This is a genomic window from Nonomuraea sp. CA-141351 (genome assembly GCF_050944675.1).
In the GTDB taxonomy this organism is placed as follows: domain Bacteria; phylum Actinomycetota; class Actinomycetes; order Streptosporangiales; family Streptosporangiaceae; genus Nonomuraea.
Window position 1 is genome coordinate 6,042,063 of sequence record NZ_CP191982.1, and the last position, 12,382, is coordinate 6,054,444.

Annotated in this window: 11 protein-coding genes and 2 pseudogenes; 6 read left to right on the forward strand and 7 right to left on the reverse strand. The window is 69.6% G+C overall.

Annotated elements, in window-relative coordinates:
* Position 1: 1 nt before the first annotated feature.
* Together ACQPWU_RS28870 and ACQPWU_RS28875 are read right to left on the reverse strand one after the other, a co-directional pair.
* On the reverse strand, positions 2-1,105 hold the full coding sequence (locus ACQPWU_RS28870) for an NAD(P)/FAD-dependent oxidoreductase (RefSeq protein ID WP_433444860.1): 1,104 nt from the start codon (positions 1,103-1,105) through the stop codon (positions 2-4).
* Between the two features lie 86 nt (positions 1,106-1,191).
* The gene (locus ACQPWU_RS28875; RefSeq protein ID WP_433444861.1) at positions 1,192-1,446 is read right to left on the reverse strand and encodes a hypothetical protein; all 255 of its coding nucleotides are present in this window, start codon (positions 1,444-1,446) and stop codon (positions 1,192-1,194) included.
* A gap of 10 nt (positions 1,447-1,456) precedes the next feature.
* On the opposite strand from ACQPWU_RS28875, the pseudogene ACQPWU_RS28880 reads away from it, so the two are divergent.
* Positions 1,457-1,708, forward strand: a pseudogene (locus tag ACQPWU_RS28880) (Tn3 family transposase); the annotation flags it as partial.
* Positions 1,709-1,746: 38 nt separating this feature from the next.
* Here ACQPWU_RS28880 and ACQPWU_RS28885 read toward each other — a convergent pair.
* The 3 genes from ACQPWU_RS28885 to ACQPWU_RS28895 all read right to left on the reverse strand — a co-directional run bounded on the left by ACQPWU_RS28885 (position 1,747) and on the right by ACQPWU_RS28895 (position 5,700).
* Positions 1,747-3,570, reverse strand: coding sequence for an FtsX-like permease family protein (locus ACQPWU_RS28885; RefSeq protein ID WP_433444862.1), 1,824 nt, complete (start codon positions 3,568-3,570; stop codon positions 1,747-1,749).
* 5 nt (positions 3,571-3,575) lie between these two features.
* On the reverse strand, positions 3,576-4,322 hold the full coding sequence (locus ACQPWU_RS28890; protein WP_433444863.1) for an ABC transporter ATP-binding protein: 747 nt from the start codon (positions 4,320-4,322) through the stop codon (positions 3,576-3,578).
* 187 nt (positions 4,323-4,509) lie between these two features.
* On the reverse strand, positions 4,510-5,700 hold the full coding sequence (locus ACQPWU_RS28895; protein WP_433444865.1) for a S41 family peptidase: 1,191 nt from the start codon (positions 5,698-5,700) through the stop codon (positions 4,510-4,512).
* A gap of 252 nt (positions 5,701-5,952) precedes the next feature.
* On the opposite strand from ACQPWU_RS28895, the gene ACQPWU_RS28900 reads away from it, so the two are divergent.
* From ACQPWU_RS28900 to ACQPWU_RS28910, 3 genes are all read left to right on the forward strand, one after another.
* Entirely contained in the window at positions 5,953-6,606 is a 654-nt protein-coding gene (locus ACQPWU_RS28900; protein ID WP_433444866.1) for a response regulator transcription factor, read from the forward strand.
* Entirely contained in the window at positions 6,603-7,688 is a 1,086-nt protein-coding gene (locus ACQPWU_RS28905) for a HAMP domain-containing sensor histidine kinase (RefSeq protein ID WP_433444868.1), read from the forward strand. The genes ACQPWU_RS28900 and ACQPWU_RS28905 overlap by 4 nt, the downstream gene beginning before the upstream one ends.
* A gap of 103 nt (positions 7,689-7,791) precedes the next feature.
* The gene (locus ACQPWU_RS28910; RefSeq protein ID WP_433444869.1) at positions 7,792-8,595 is read left to right on the forward strand and encodes a TetR/AcrR family transcriptional regulator C-terminal domain-containing protein; all 804 of its coding nucleotides are present in this window, start codon (positions 7,792-7,794) and stop codon (positions 8,593-8,595) included.
* 49 nt (positions 8,596-8,644) lie between these two features.
* On the opposite strand, the gene ACQPWU_RS28915 is transcribed toward ACQPWU_RS28910, so the two are convergent.
* On the reverse strand, positions 8,645-9,601 hold the full coding sequence (locus ACQPWU_RS28915) for a nitroreductase/quinone reductase family protein (RefSeq protein ID WP_433444870.1): 957 nt from the start codon (positions 9,599-9,601) through the stop codon (positions 8,645-8,647).
* 77 nt (positions 9,602-9,678) lie between these two features.
* On the opposite strand from ACQPWU_RS28915, the gene wrbA reads away from it, so the two are divergent.
* Both wrbA and ACQPWU_RS28925 read left to right on the forward strand, forming a co-directional pair.
* Positions 9,679-10,362, forward strand: a complete 684-nt coding sequence (wrbA, locus tag ACQPWU_RS28920) for an NAD(P)H:quinone oxidoreductase (RefSeq protein WP_433444871.1) — start codon at positions 9,679-9,681, stop codon at positions 10,360-10,362.
* Positions 10,363-10,387: 25 nt separating this feature from the next.
* Positions 10,388-11,815 carry an MFS transporter gene (locus ACQPWU_RS28925; RefSeq protein ID WP_433444872.1) on the forward strand — a complete coding sequence of 476 codons (1,428 nt, stop codon included), beginning with the start codon at positions 10,388-10,390 and terminating at the stop codon, positions 11,813-11,815.
* Between the two features lie 67 nt (positions 11,816-11,882).
* Here the strand turns inward: ACQPWU_RS28925 and ACQPWU_RS28930 are convergent.
* A pseudogene (locus tag ACQPWU_RS28930) lies at positions 11,883-12,102 on the reverse strand (hypothetical protein); the annotation flags it as partial.
* Positions 12,103-12,382 lie beyond the last annotated feature (280 nt).

Genomic DNA, 12,382 nt, shown 5'->3' on the forward strand with positions numbered 1-12,382 from the left:
GTCAGGCGGCGCCGAACTGCTCGGTGAAGCGGCCGGTGAACAGGTCGGCGCCCTTGTACGCCGAGACCGTCTCGGCCGGGACGACGGCCGGGCCGTCGGGGGTGGGCAACAGGCCGACACCGCCATGCGGGCCGAGGGGCAGCAGGATCATGGGGTGGGGCAACGGCTGGTAGGTGGCCTCCGGCTGCTCGCCGCGCAGTTGGGCGATGATGTTCTGGGCCACCACCTCGGCGTGCTGCATCGCGGACCCGGCCCTCTTCGTCTCGGCGACGTCGGTGATGTCGCCGATGGCGTAGACGTGCTCATGAACGGCGTCGCGCCCATGGACGTTGAGGGTTTCGGTGACGGGAACCTGCCCCTCCGGCGTACGCGTCGTCAGCCGGCCGTCGGCGAGGTAGTCGCTGTTGACGCGCACGCCGTGCGCGCGGAACCAGATGTCGGCGGTGATCTCCTCCCCGCCGGCCGTGGTGACGGTGAACGTCGCCGCCTGGCCGGGCTCGGTCGCCGGAGGCGCGGTCAGGCCGGTGCCCAGTCGCAGGTGGATATCGAGCTCGTCGAGCTGACGGCGCAGCTCCTCGCGCAGCTCCGCGGGGAAGGAGGCCAGCAGCTGCTCGGCCGGGTCGACGATGGTCACGTGCTTGTGCGGCCAGACCTCCTTGATCTCCCCCGCCAGTTCCAGGCCGACCGGCCCAGCACCGAGGACCAGCACCCGCTCGGAACCCGCCAGTTCCTTGTGGGTCCGCAGCAGGTCGTCCAGGACCTCGTCCGTGGAGTCAGAGGCGGGCTTGGCGGGGTAGGCGTAGCTGGAGCCGGTGGCCAGGACCAGGTAGTCGGCCTCCACCCGCCGGCCTGAGGCCAGGGTGACGCCGCCGGGGTCCACCGAGACCGCGCGGTCGCGCACCACCGTGCCGTGCCTGAGCCACTGGTCGTAAGGGAAGAACATGTTCGGTGCCCAGTCGGGCTGGGTCAGCGCCCGCAGTGAGCCGGCCGAGTTGATGAACGCGTCCCGGGGGTCGATGAGGACGACGTCGGCCTCCGCGTCCAGCGCCTTGGCGACCGCAGAACCACCGTAACCTCCGCCGATGACCACGACTGTACGACTCATAATTGACACTCCAACACAAAAAGGGGTTGAGTTCGTGACACGAACAATATTAGTTCGTATGACGAACCGCAACCTCCTTCTCAGGTTCAGCGCATGCGATCCGGCTCCATGAAGACGGTGGGAACCTTGTTGTCCCCCACGACGCGGCCGAGCAGGGCGGCGAGCGTGTCGCGCTCCGCCGGGGCGAACCGCGAGGTCAGCTCCTCGAGGCGACGGCAGGTCTCGGTGTAGAACTCATCGGCCAGCTTGGCGCCCGCCTGGTGAGCGCCGCATACACGGCATTCACCAGGAATGTGGACCGCACCAGTGCGGCGCCACCGTCCCGATCTGGCCGTCAACATGCTCGCTCACTGGCCGAAAGGGAAGACCGTCGCCGCAGACGGCTCCCAGATCGACACGTGGGAGAACAACCTCCTCGCGGAAACGTCCATCCGGTACGGAGGCTACGGAGGCATCGCCTACCGGCATATCTCCAACACCTACGTCGCCCTGTTCAGCCACTTCATCCCGTGCGGGGTGTGGGAGGCGGTCTACATCATCGAGGGCCTGCTGAAGAACGCCTCCGACGTCCAGCCCGATACCATCCACGCCGACACCCAAGGCATCCACGCGGCATCACCAGGCTTGCCGTGGTGATCGGCTCAGAGAGTCGCGGTCACGGAACGGTGGCCGCCAAGGTGGGCGGGAACAGAGGTGAGCGCCGCCATCACGAGCACGATTGCCAGCACCAGGGCGATCAGCTGCCAGGGCGCGGGAAGCGTGGCCTTGTCGCTGTCGCCGCCGGTGATCGTGTTGATGGCGACGAACAGCAGGAAGCCTCCCGGGATGACACCCATGACGGCGCCGAGGAGCGCGGGCAGCACCTGCGCGGTCGCCAAGGCGACGGTCACTTCCCGCGGGGTGGCGCCGAGGGCGCGTGCCAGCGCCGACGCATGCCGGTTGTCCAGCACCGTCGCCCAGGTGATGACGATGGCGTTGACCGCCGCCAGGGTGAGCAGGATGACCGTCCAGACCAGGAGCACGTGCCGCAGCACCGCCACCTGAGCTCCGGTGTACGCGCCGGTGCCTGGCTGGTCGGCGAGGAAGGCGTTGAGCACCAGGAGGACGTAGATGCCGCTGACCGTGACCGCGATGCTGACCACGCCCAGCACCACCCGTCGCGGGCGGCGGGCGGCGACCCGCAGAGCGAGCAGCAGCGGGACGGACAGTCGCGCCGAGGAAGTGATCAACCAACCGGTGCGGCGAGGTGGGCGTGCCGCGTCGGCCAGCGCGCTGACGGTACTGGCGCGGGCGCCGCGCACGGCCGGAACAGCGGTCGCCACCACGGTGACGCCGAGTGCCACGGCGGTCACCAGACCGATCGTGGACCAGGTCAACGACGCCGTCCCCGCGCTGCCGACGAGGCCGGCACTGGACTCGGTGAGCAACGGAGCGGTCAGCGCTCCGATCGTCAGCCCGGCCGCGGCCGCGACGACGGCCACAAGGAGATACTCCGCGAGCAGCACGGCAGCGACCAGACTCGGAGTGCCGCCGACTGCCTTGAGGAGTCCGACGCGTCGGTGCTGGTCGGCCATCCGGCCGCCGACCAGCACCGAGAGACTGGCCACGGCGAGCAGGCCGAGCAGCCAGGCGCCGATGAGCAGCAGGATCTGGGAGTCTTTGGCCAGGTCGGTGGCGTCGGCGAGGATGCTCTGCCAGGTCTGCATCGGCATGGTGCCGCCATGATCGCCGCCGGTCCGGTCGACGAATGCCTGCACTTTGTCCGGGTCGGCCAGCTTCAGGTTCATCACATAGGACAGGGAGCTTCGGCCCGAGGCGAGGCTCCGCACGTCCGCCTGGGTGAGCCAGACCAGCCCGGGATTGTGCAGCAACCCCGCCGGCAGGTCCCGGTCGTCGGGGATGGCGCCGTTGATACAGCCGGCGGAGACGATGCAGGACGCCCCGGGATAGGGCGGCATTGCGGCGGTGACCGCGACGCCGACGACCTTGAACGACCTACCGCCCAGGGCGACCGAGTCACCGACGCCCACATCGAGCGAGTCGGCGAAGGCGGCCTCGAGCACCACGCCGCCGTCGCTCACCCACTTGCCTTGCGTCACCTCGGGCTGATCGACCGCCGCGATGGTGGCGTCGCGCCCCATGGCCTGGACGTCCGATGTCCGGCTGGACGACTCGAGCTTTCCCGCGACGACGGGGTACGGTCCGCTGTACTCGGTGACGCCGGAGGCGGTGGTCAGTTTCCCGAGCTCAGCGAGGCCGGCGAGGTTGGCGTTGGCTACCACGTCGGGTCCCTTGGTCGCCGCCCGGGTGCTCTGGTACGGGTCGCCGGCCGCGTCGCGCAGGACGAGCCCGAGCGTCAGCGTCGTGGTGGCGGCCAGGATGGCGATCAGCAGAAGCGCGGCCTCGGTACGGCGACGCCGGAGGTCTCGCAGGGCGAGACGGATCACGAGAAGGATGCGGCCCATTCCGGTCAATCCTCCAGCCCGACGAGCGCGCCTGGCTGCCCGGTGGTGCCGCCGGTCAGCCAGGTCTCGTCCACGAACGCGCCGTCGCGCATCGAGAACTTCCGGTCCGCGGTGGCCGCGATCCGCGCGTCGTGGGTGACAATGACCAGCGTCTGCCCGGACTCGTGCAGGTCCTTGAAGAGTTGGAGGACGTCCAAGGTGGCGGCGCTGTCCAGGTTTCCGGTCGGTTCGTCGGCGAGGACGACCAGCGGCTCGTTGCACAGCGCCCGGGCGACCGCGATCCGCTGCCGCTGGCCGCCCGACAGCGCGGAGGGCAGGAACCGCGCCCGGTCGGCGAGCCCGAGCTGATCCAGCAACTCCTCCGCGCGCCGCCGTGCGATCCGCGGCAAGCGTCCGGCCAGCAGCGCCGCCAGTTCGACGTTCTCGACGGCGGTGAGCTCCTCCATCAGGTGGAAAGACTGGAAGACGTAGCTGACCTCGGTCCGCCGCATCCGGGCCAGCGCCTTCTCGCCGATGTCGTCGATGCGCCGGCCGTTCAGCGACACCTCGCCGGCCGAGGGCCGATCCAGCCCGCCGAGCAGGTGCAACAGCGTCGACTTACCGCAGCCGCTGGGCCCCATGATCGCCACCGTCTCTCCCGTGCTGACGTCGAGATCGACGCCGTCGACGGCGCGCACCAATCCTTCCCCTTTGCCATGCTCCTTCCGCAGCCCGCGGGCGCTCAGTACGGGCGTGCCGACGGCATTGCTCACGATCCACTCCTTCCGATGGGTCCGGTTCTGCTTACGGGTCTTGAGCCGGCGCAGGTCCGCCTCAAGCGGGAGGACGATGCCCTCCGCCGACAGCGCTGCGGTCGGGCGGGTCCGGCTCGGCCGTGCGGGGCGCGGGGTGTCGGCGACGGTGAGAGAGGCGGCCGGCCCGGCCGCTGCAGCAGGCGCGTCAAAGAAGCGCCAGCGCCTTGGCCACACCTGGGTCGCGCCCGGTGGCCAGGTCGAGGGCGGTCATGGGTGCGTAGTGGTCGACCGGCACGCCGATCGTGTCGATGATTTCGCGGGCGGGCCCGAGGTGCCGGAGCTTGGGCAGGAGCATGGCGCTGCCGTCGTCGAGGAGGTATGCCTCGCTGGGGCCGGAGACGGCCCCGGCGGTGCGGGTCCCGATGAGGGTGCCCAGGCCGTTGTCCTTGACCGCCGCGCTGAAGTCCTCGCAGGCCGAGGCGCACCCGCGGTCGGTGAGGACGATCAGGCGCGAGCCGAGCAGTGGGACGTTGTCGTCGGTCCGGTTGGGCACGCACTCGCCCTTGAGCGGGCAGAAGTAGCTGGTGACCTTGCCGTGCGCGAATGCGCCGAGCAGCCGTGTGACCTCGCGAGGTGACCCGCCGCCGTTGCCGCGCAGATCGAGGACCACGACCTTCGGTGTGTCCCGCAGCTTGGCGATGACCTGGTCGGCGGCGCCTTCGTAGAATCGGGGCAGTTGGACGTAGGTGACGCCGTCGGCGAGCGTCTTCGACGTCACCGCCGGGGGCTGCCGCGTGATGGGGCCCTCGGTGAGCTCGACGGTGCGGGTCCGTCCTGTTGTGGGCCGCTTGAGCGTGAGCCTTACGGTGCCGGGGGCGGTGACGGCCTGGACGAGGCTCTGGTTCACGGTGTCGCCGATGAACGCCGGCACGCCGTTGGCCTTGACCACGATGTCCCCTGGCCTGATATCGGCCTTGGCGGCGGGGCTGCCGGGCAGGACCCGGGTGATGAACAGCGGCGGCCGGGCCGCGGGGTCGAGCTGCGGGCCGTACTCGGCCGACACGCCCGCGATGCCCGTGCCGGTCGGCTCGTCCTGCGACGGGTCCTGCCGGACCCAGCGGGCGTGGTTGTCGTGCAGTCCGGCGGCCATGCCGATGACCGCGGCGCGCAGGGCGGCGGGGTCGCCCCTGCCGAGGACTTTCGCGAAGGCCGCCCAGTCGGTGTCGCGGTTCCCGCTCAGGGCGGGCAGCCTGAGGTCGGCCCGGTCTGCGCCACGCCGCATCAGGTTCTGGGTATAGGCGGCGAAGGCGCTCTGCAGCAGCGCCTTCGGATCCATGACCGGGCCGCTGTAGTAGTTGTCCAGCACGCAGAAGTACGCCTGCCGGAGCGTGTTCACCGATGTCGGCGGTGCCGATTGCGGCGGTTGCGCCGTGCTAGTGGTGCAGCCCCCGCCTCGGGTGGCCGATGGGGACGCCGGCTGGGATGTCGTGGCCGATGCTGACGCGGATGCGGACATGGAGCAAGCCGCCACCAGGACGGCCGCGCAGAGGGCTCTGATCATGGCCGGCAGCATGACCTGGGGCGGGTTACACGGTCGTGAACGGATCCGTTAACGCCATGGCAACCCCGGTTCGCGTATGAATGTCGGGTGCGCATTCTGGTGGCCGAAGACGAACGCGACCTGGCCGATCTCGTGGCGGTGGGATTGCGCCGCCATGCCATGGCCGTCGACGTGGTGTACGACGGGGCCACCGCGGTGGAACGGTTGGCGGTGCACGACTACGACGTTCTCGTGCTGGATCGGGACCTGCCCGAGATGCACGGCGACCTCGTGTGTCGTGAGCTGGTGGCACGCGGGAGCCGTACGCGGATCCTGATGTTGACGGCGGCGGCGTCGGTGCCGGAGCGAGTCGCAGGTCTCGGGATGGGGGCCGACGACTACCTGCCCAAACCGTTCGACTACACCGAGCTGGTCGCACGAGTGCAGGCGCTGGGGCGGCGCAGCCAGTCGCAGGTACCACCGGTGCTGACGCGGCACGGGATCGTGCTCGACCCCCACCGGCTGCAAGCCTCGCGGGACGGGCGGCACCTGCACCTGTCACTCAAGGAGTTCGCCGTCCTGGAGGTGCTGATGAGGGCGGACGGCGCGGTCGTGAGCTCCGAACGGCTGCTGGAAGAGGCGTGGGACGAGAACGCCGATCCGTTCACTACGGTGGTGCGGGTCCTGATCAGCCGCCTACGGGCCAAGCTGGGGGACCCACCGTGCATTCAGACCGTTCCGGGCGCGGGATACCTGCTGTGACGACGATCCGGGTCCGGCTCACTTTGATCTACTCCGGACTGTTTCTGCTGACCTCGGTCGTGTTGCTGGTCACGGTCAACCTCCTGCTGCGCCAGGCGCTGAAGACGCGGGTCGCCCGGCTACCCGGGGGAGCGGTGGCACCGGGTGATCGGCCGCTGCGGCCGCAGCTACCCGAGCTGGTGAACGACGTGATCGGCTACCAGTGGGAGATGACCACCTTCACGGTGGGGATCTTGACGCTGGTCTCGTTGGCCGTCGGATGGCTGGTCGCCGGGCGGATCCTGCGGCCCATCCATCGGATCACCGCCGCCGCGCAGCGACTGTCCCTGTCGACGCTGCACGAACGGATCGCGCTGGCCGGGCCGAAGGACGAGCTGAAGGAACTGGCCGACACCTTCGACGTGATGCTCGACCGGCTCGAACGCTCCGTCGAGGGGCAGCGGCGGTTCATCGCCAACGCCTCCCATGAGTTGCGGACCCCGCTGGCCGTCCAGCGGGCGGCGATCGAAATCGGGCTCCCCGAGGACGTCGGCGAGATCCGTGGCACGCTCCTGCGCCACAACCGCCGCGCGGAGAACCTCATCGACGCCCTGCTGGTCCTGGCTCAGGCCGAACACGGCCTGGACAATCGGAGACCGGTGGCCCTGGACCAGGCGGTACGGCTCGTCCTGGCGGAAACAGCTTCGGACGGCGTCACCGTGACGGGGCGGGTGGAGCCGTTCGTCATTGATGGGGACCTTGTCCTGCTGAACCGGCTCGTCACCAACCTCCTCGACAACGCGGTCCGCTACAACCACCCCGGCGGAACCGTTGAGGTAACGCTCTCCCGCGGAGTGTTGACGGTCCGTAACACCGGCCCGCACGTGCCCCAGGAACGTTTCGGCGACCTCTTCAAGCCCTTCCGACGGCTCCACACGACCCCTGGACAGGGTGCCGGGCTCGGATTGTCGATCGTCGCAGCGATCGCGAAGGCTCACGGGGCCGACGTGCAAGCGAACCCCAACCCGGGCGGCGGGCTGGAGCTCGTCGTAGTTTTCACGGGATCCGAGGATGCATCCCCCGCAGGAGGAACAGCGGAGTGATACATGTGACACAGAATGTACATTATGTGTCACATCGCCTTTCAGGAGGCGGCTCCATGCCCACCGTGGCGTTCCCCAGCCAGCCGGACCCTGCGACCGAGGCGTGACGGTCACGGCCGCAGTCGAGCGCTTCCTCGACTCCCTTACTGCGGCCACCACCCGCGCCGGCTACGCCGAGACCCTCATCCGGCTGACCGCGGCCACCGGTCCGCACCATCCGGTCGCCGCCCTGCGGCCTGAGCACTACGCCGCAGTGATGGATCACTGGAACACTGCGGCCGCCGCTACCTGGAACCGGCACCTATCCGCGCTGTCAAGAGAACGGGTGCTGGAGGCGGCGCTGGCTGACCGGGAGGGTGTGGCGGCGCTGTCCATGCGCAAGCTCGGCAAGGAGGTGGGTGTCGAGGCAATAACGCTCTACTACTACGTGCCGAACAAGGACGCGGCTCTCGACGGCCTGGTCGAGCTGGTGGTCTCGCGCGTCACCGTCCGGCCGGTCGGCGAGTGGCGGGCGTGGGCCAAGGCGTTCGCGGAGTCGTTCAGGGTGGAGTTGCTCAGGCATCCCGCGCTCATGCCGGTGGTGGCCACCAGGCCTGTCGCCACCCCAGGAGGCCTGCGCACTGTCGAGTCGGCCGCGGCGGCGCTCAAGGAGGCCGGATTCACGCCCACGCAAGCGCTGCACGTGATCAACGCCGTGTCGACGTTCGTCGTCGGGCACGTGCTGGCGGAGGCCGGACCGGGCAGCACCGACAACCCGGATCTGGACCTGGCCGACTATCCGGTGCTCGCGGAGGCGATGGCGGCCGGGCTGGGCAGCCCCCAGGACCATCGCGAGCGCTTCGAGCTCGCCCTGAACGCGCTGCTCGACGGCCTCGACCGGGTCAGAGTCGGCAGCGCGAACACGTGACAATCGTTGACGAAGCTAGACTGCGGAAGCAGGTCAGCGACTCACAACACTAGCCCTCGGTGCCGTCACCGGCCGGTTCGAGCACGAAGACCGGGATCTGACGGTCGGTCTTGCGCTGGTAGTCGGCATAGTCCGGGTACGCGTCCACCGCCCGGCGCCACCAGAGGGCCTTCTCGTCCCCGAACACCTCGCGCGCCCGGTACTCCCGGGTCACCACGCCGTCCTGAAGCTCGATGGCCGGTTCGGCGACCAGGCTGGCGTACCACTGAGGGTTGGTCGGCGCGCCACCCGTGGACGCGACAGCCGCGTAGCGCCCCTCGTGCTCGACACGCATCAGCGGCGTCTTGCGTACCTTGCCGGTCTTGGCGCCCCGGTAGGTCATCAGCACGGTGGGCAGGCCACTCATCGTGACGCCGTCGGTCGTGCCGGTGCGCACGATCTGCTCGACGTGCTCGCGGACCCACCCCGACGCGCTCGGTTCGTAATCACCGGTCAACGCCTTGCCCTGATCGACGTGCCCGGCCCGTCGCGATTCCGCGACCAGAGCGTGCCGGCGGCCGTGTGGGTGGCGGGGGCGTCTGGTGTCGACGTTGCCGGTCAGAGTGTTGAGGATGCCGGGTAGTTCTGCCACGGTCTGGGCGGGCAGGCCGGTCACGGTTTCCTCCGCCAGAGCGCACCATAGCTGCTTGACCTGGTCGGCTAGAGCTTTGCCGCTGTCTGTGAGTTCGACGATGCTGGCGCGCTTGTCGGAGGGGGCGGGTCCGCGGCGGATGTGGCCGGTGGCTTCGAGCTTGCGGGTCATGAGCGTGACGCTGGGGGGCTCGCAGCCGAGCGCCTCGCTGAGCTGGGCCTGGATCATCGGGCCGGTCCGGGCGAGTTCGAGCAGGAGCGCCTCCTGCCCGGGGTGCAGGCCGAGCGGGGCCAGCAGCGCCGCGGCCCTGGCTCGGTGGCGCAGGCTCAGGAGGCGGATGGCCTGGTTGAGGGCGTCGGCTTGCTCGAAGTCCACGGGCTCTCCTTGACAGGTTGGTTATGTGCATAACATTATCCGCATAACTAATTCCAGGCAACATCGAGGGAGCCGACATGACCGTGAAGGTCGCAGTCATCTACTACAGCGCGACAGGCAATGTGCACTCACTCGCGCAGGCCGTCGCCGAGGGCGCCGCCTCGGCCGGAGCCGAGGTGCGGCTGCGGCGGGTCGCCGAGCTGGCGCCCGACAGCGCGATTGCCCAGAACCCGCTGTGGAGGCGGCACGCCGACGCCGCCGCGTCGATCCCCCAGGCCTCGGTTGAGGACCTGGCGTGGGCCGACGCGTTCGCGTTCGGGACGCCTACCCGGTTCGGTGCGCCAGCCGCGCAGCTCAAGCAGTTCATCGACCAGGCCGGCGGGTTGTGGCAGGAAGGGAGACTGGCCGACAAACCGGTGACGGCCTTCACCTCGGCGTTCAACCGGCACGGCGGCAGCGAGGCCACGATCTTGTCGCTGGGCAATGTCTTCTACCACTGGGGGTCGTTGATCGTCCCACCCGGATTCACCGATCCGGTCGTGTACGCCGCCGGCGGCAACCCCTACGGCACGTCGCTTGTAACCAGTGCGCCCACCGGAGAGGACACCGGTGCCGCGGCGCTCGAAGCGGCCAGGTACCAGGGACGGCGGCTGGCTCAGATCACGATCCGGCTGCTCGGGGGCAGCAACGTCACCGATGCCGCCGCGGGCGACGGGGACGCCCGCGGAACCAGGGCCGGAACAACCTCCCAGACCGCGTGAGCGGCGGGTCGGTAAGGGAGAAGTCATGACAAGCACCAACACCGCAACTCGGCGGGCCAGGCCGCAAGCCGGTCCCGTCTGGATGATCATGGCGCTGGCGTGTACCAGCCAGTTCATGGTGATCCTGGACGCGTCCATCGTTAACGTCGCCCTACCATCGATCCGCCGGGAACTCGGCTTCACAGCCACCGGCCTGCCCTGGGTGGTGAACGGCTACCTGCTTACCTTCGCCGGCTTCATGCTGCTCGGTGGCCGCGCCGCTGACCTGTTCGGGCATCGGCGGATGTTGACCGCCGGGCTGTTCTTGTTCTCCGCCTCGAGTCTGGCCGGCGGCCTGGCGACCGCTCCGGAGGTCCTGGTGGCGGCCCGCGTCGCGCAGGGCATGGGAGCCGCCATGCTGGCCCCGGCGACGCTGGCCGTGATCAACACCTGCTTCACCGAACAGAGCGCGCGTGCCCGTGCGTTCGGCGCATGGTCTGCCTCGGGCGGTGTGGGCGGGATGGCCGGCGCGGTCGTGGGCGGTGCCATGACAACTGGCCTGTCGTGGAGGTGGGTCTTCCTCATCAACGTGCCGATCGGCGCGGTGCTGATCGCAGTGGCCATGATGTCGCTGGCCGGAACGCGAACCGGCCGGAGGGAATCGCTCGACCTCACTGGCGCGGTCACGGGGACGGCCGGGCTGGCCGCACTGATCTACGGGGTCATGCAGAGCGCCGATCATAGCTGGACGTCCGTGCTGGTCGTCGGGCCAGCCGTGGCGGGCCTGCTCCTGCTCGTCGTCTTCACCGTGGTGGAGGCGCGTTTCGCCACTCAGCCGATGATCCCCCTGCGGCTGTTCAGAACCCGGGGGGTGGCCGTCGGCAACGGCATGCTGTTGCTGTTCGGAGGGATTGCCATCGCGATGTGGTACTTCACGTCGCTATTCCTGCAGAACGTACTCGGCTACAGCGCGCTTCAAGCAGGGCTCGGGCAGACACCAGCGGCGGTGACGTTCGTGGTGATCGCGCGCTTGGCCGCCGCCCTCCTGCCGCGAACCGGTGTGCGCCCTCTGGTGCTGGCCGGCTGCAGCTGTTTCCTGGCCGGTTTCGGCTGGCTCGCCCAGGCACACGCCGACAGCGGCTACGTCACCAGCGTGCTCGGGCCTACGCTGCTCATCGCGGTCGGCATCGGGTTGACCTTCCCCACCCTCATGGCCGCGGCGACCGCCGACGTTCCCGAGGGCGATGCGGGGACCGTTGGCGGCCTGGCCAACACCGCCAGCCAGGTAGGCGGGTCGGTAGGCCTGGCGGTGCTCACGTCGGCGGCCGGCACCAGAGCCGCGATGGAGGTTGGCGGGAGTTCCCCGGCCGCCGCCCTCGCCGCCGGCTACGACCTGGTCTTCCTCATGGCGGCCGGGCTCGGCCTGGCCGTCGCGGTGGTCAGCTTGCTGCTGCCGCGGCACCGGCGCGGCTGACCGCCGGCGACGCCGCATGCTCACTCGCCGCACCCCCGTGTCCGCGTACGATCCATGCGACGGCAGAGACGGGCAGGTGGGCCTTGTAGCCGTCGTCGCGCTGCCGGCGGCGTCCGGTCGGGGCGATGGTGGAGATGATCCGGTCCGGTGGGGTGCGGCGGGCGGGCGATCCGACAGCGTCCGTCGGAGCCGTCGGCGGGCTCCACGTCTTGGCCGGCGATCTTCGGCTTGCCCGGATCGGCGTTATCGTGGGCGCGGCAGTGCGCCGCGACGATCGTGGCGGCCCCGTGCAGCGCTGGCAGCACCACCATCGTTGCCAGCAGATCCGGCGGCACCGACCGGCGCCCGTTGACCAGCGCGTACATGTCCGCGAGGGACTTCCGGCGGGAACAACACCCGCGATGTTCGGCCAGGAACGCGAGCACGCTCCCAACCGGGATCACTCCCGGCACACGACCCACACTTCAGGCTCGGCCGGAACCCTCCGACGGCCCATCATGACCAGATTCTGAATCCCCGTCTCAAGGGAGCGCCAAGATCTTCAGGACACTCCTGACCCTCGGACAT

What these genes read in the sequence shown, in the direction of transcription:
- ACQPWU_RS28875 (WP_433444861.1), bottom strand. Translation starts at nt 1,446, where the DNA reads ATGTTGACGGCCAGATCGGGACGGTGGCGCCGCACTGGTGCGGTCCAC.
- ACQPWU_RS28870 (WP_433444860.1), bottom strand. Translation starts at nt 1,105, where the DNA reads ATGAGTCGTACAGTCGTGGTCATCGGCGGAGGTTACGGTGGTTCTGCG.
- wrbA (WP_433444871.1), top strand. Translation starts at nt 9,679, where the DNA reads ATGACCGTGAAGGTCGCAGTCATCTACTACAGCGCGACAGGCAATGTG.
- ACQPWU_RS28885 (WP_433444862.1), bottom strand. Translation starts at nt 3,570, where the DNA reads ATGGGCCGCATCCTTCTCGTGATCCGTCTCGCCCTGCGAGACCTCCGG.
- ACQPWU_RS28925 (WP_433444872.1), top strand. Translation starts at nt 10,388, where the DNA reads ATGACAAGCACCAACACCGCAACTCGGCGGGCCAGGCCGCAAGCCGGT.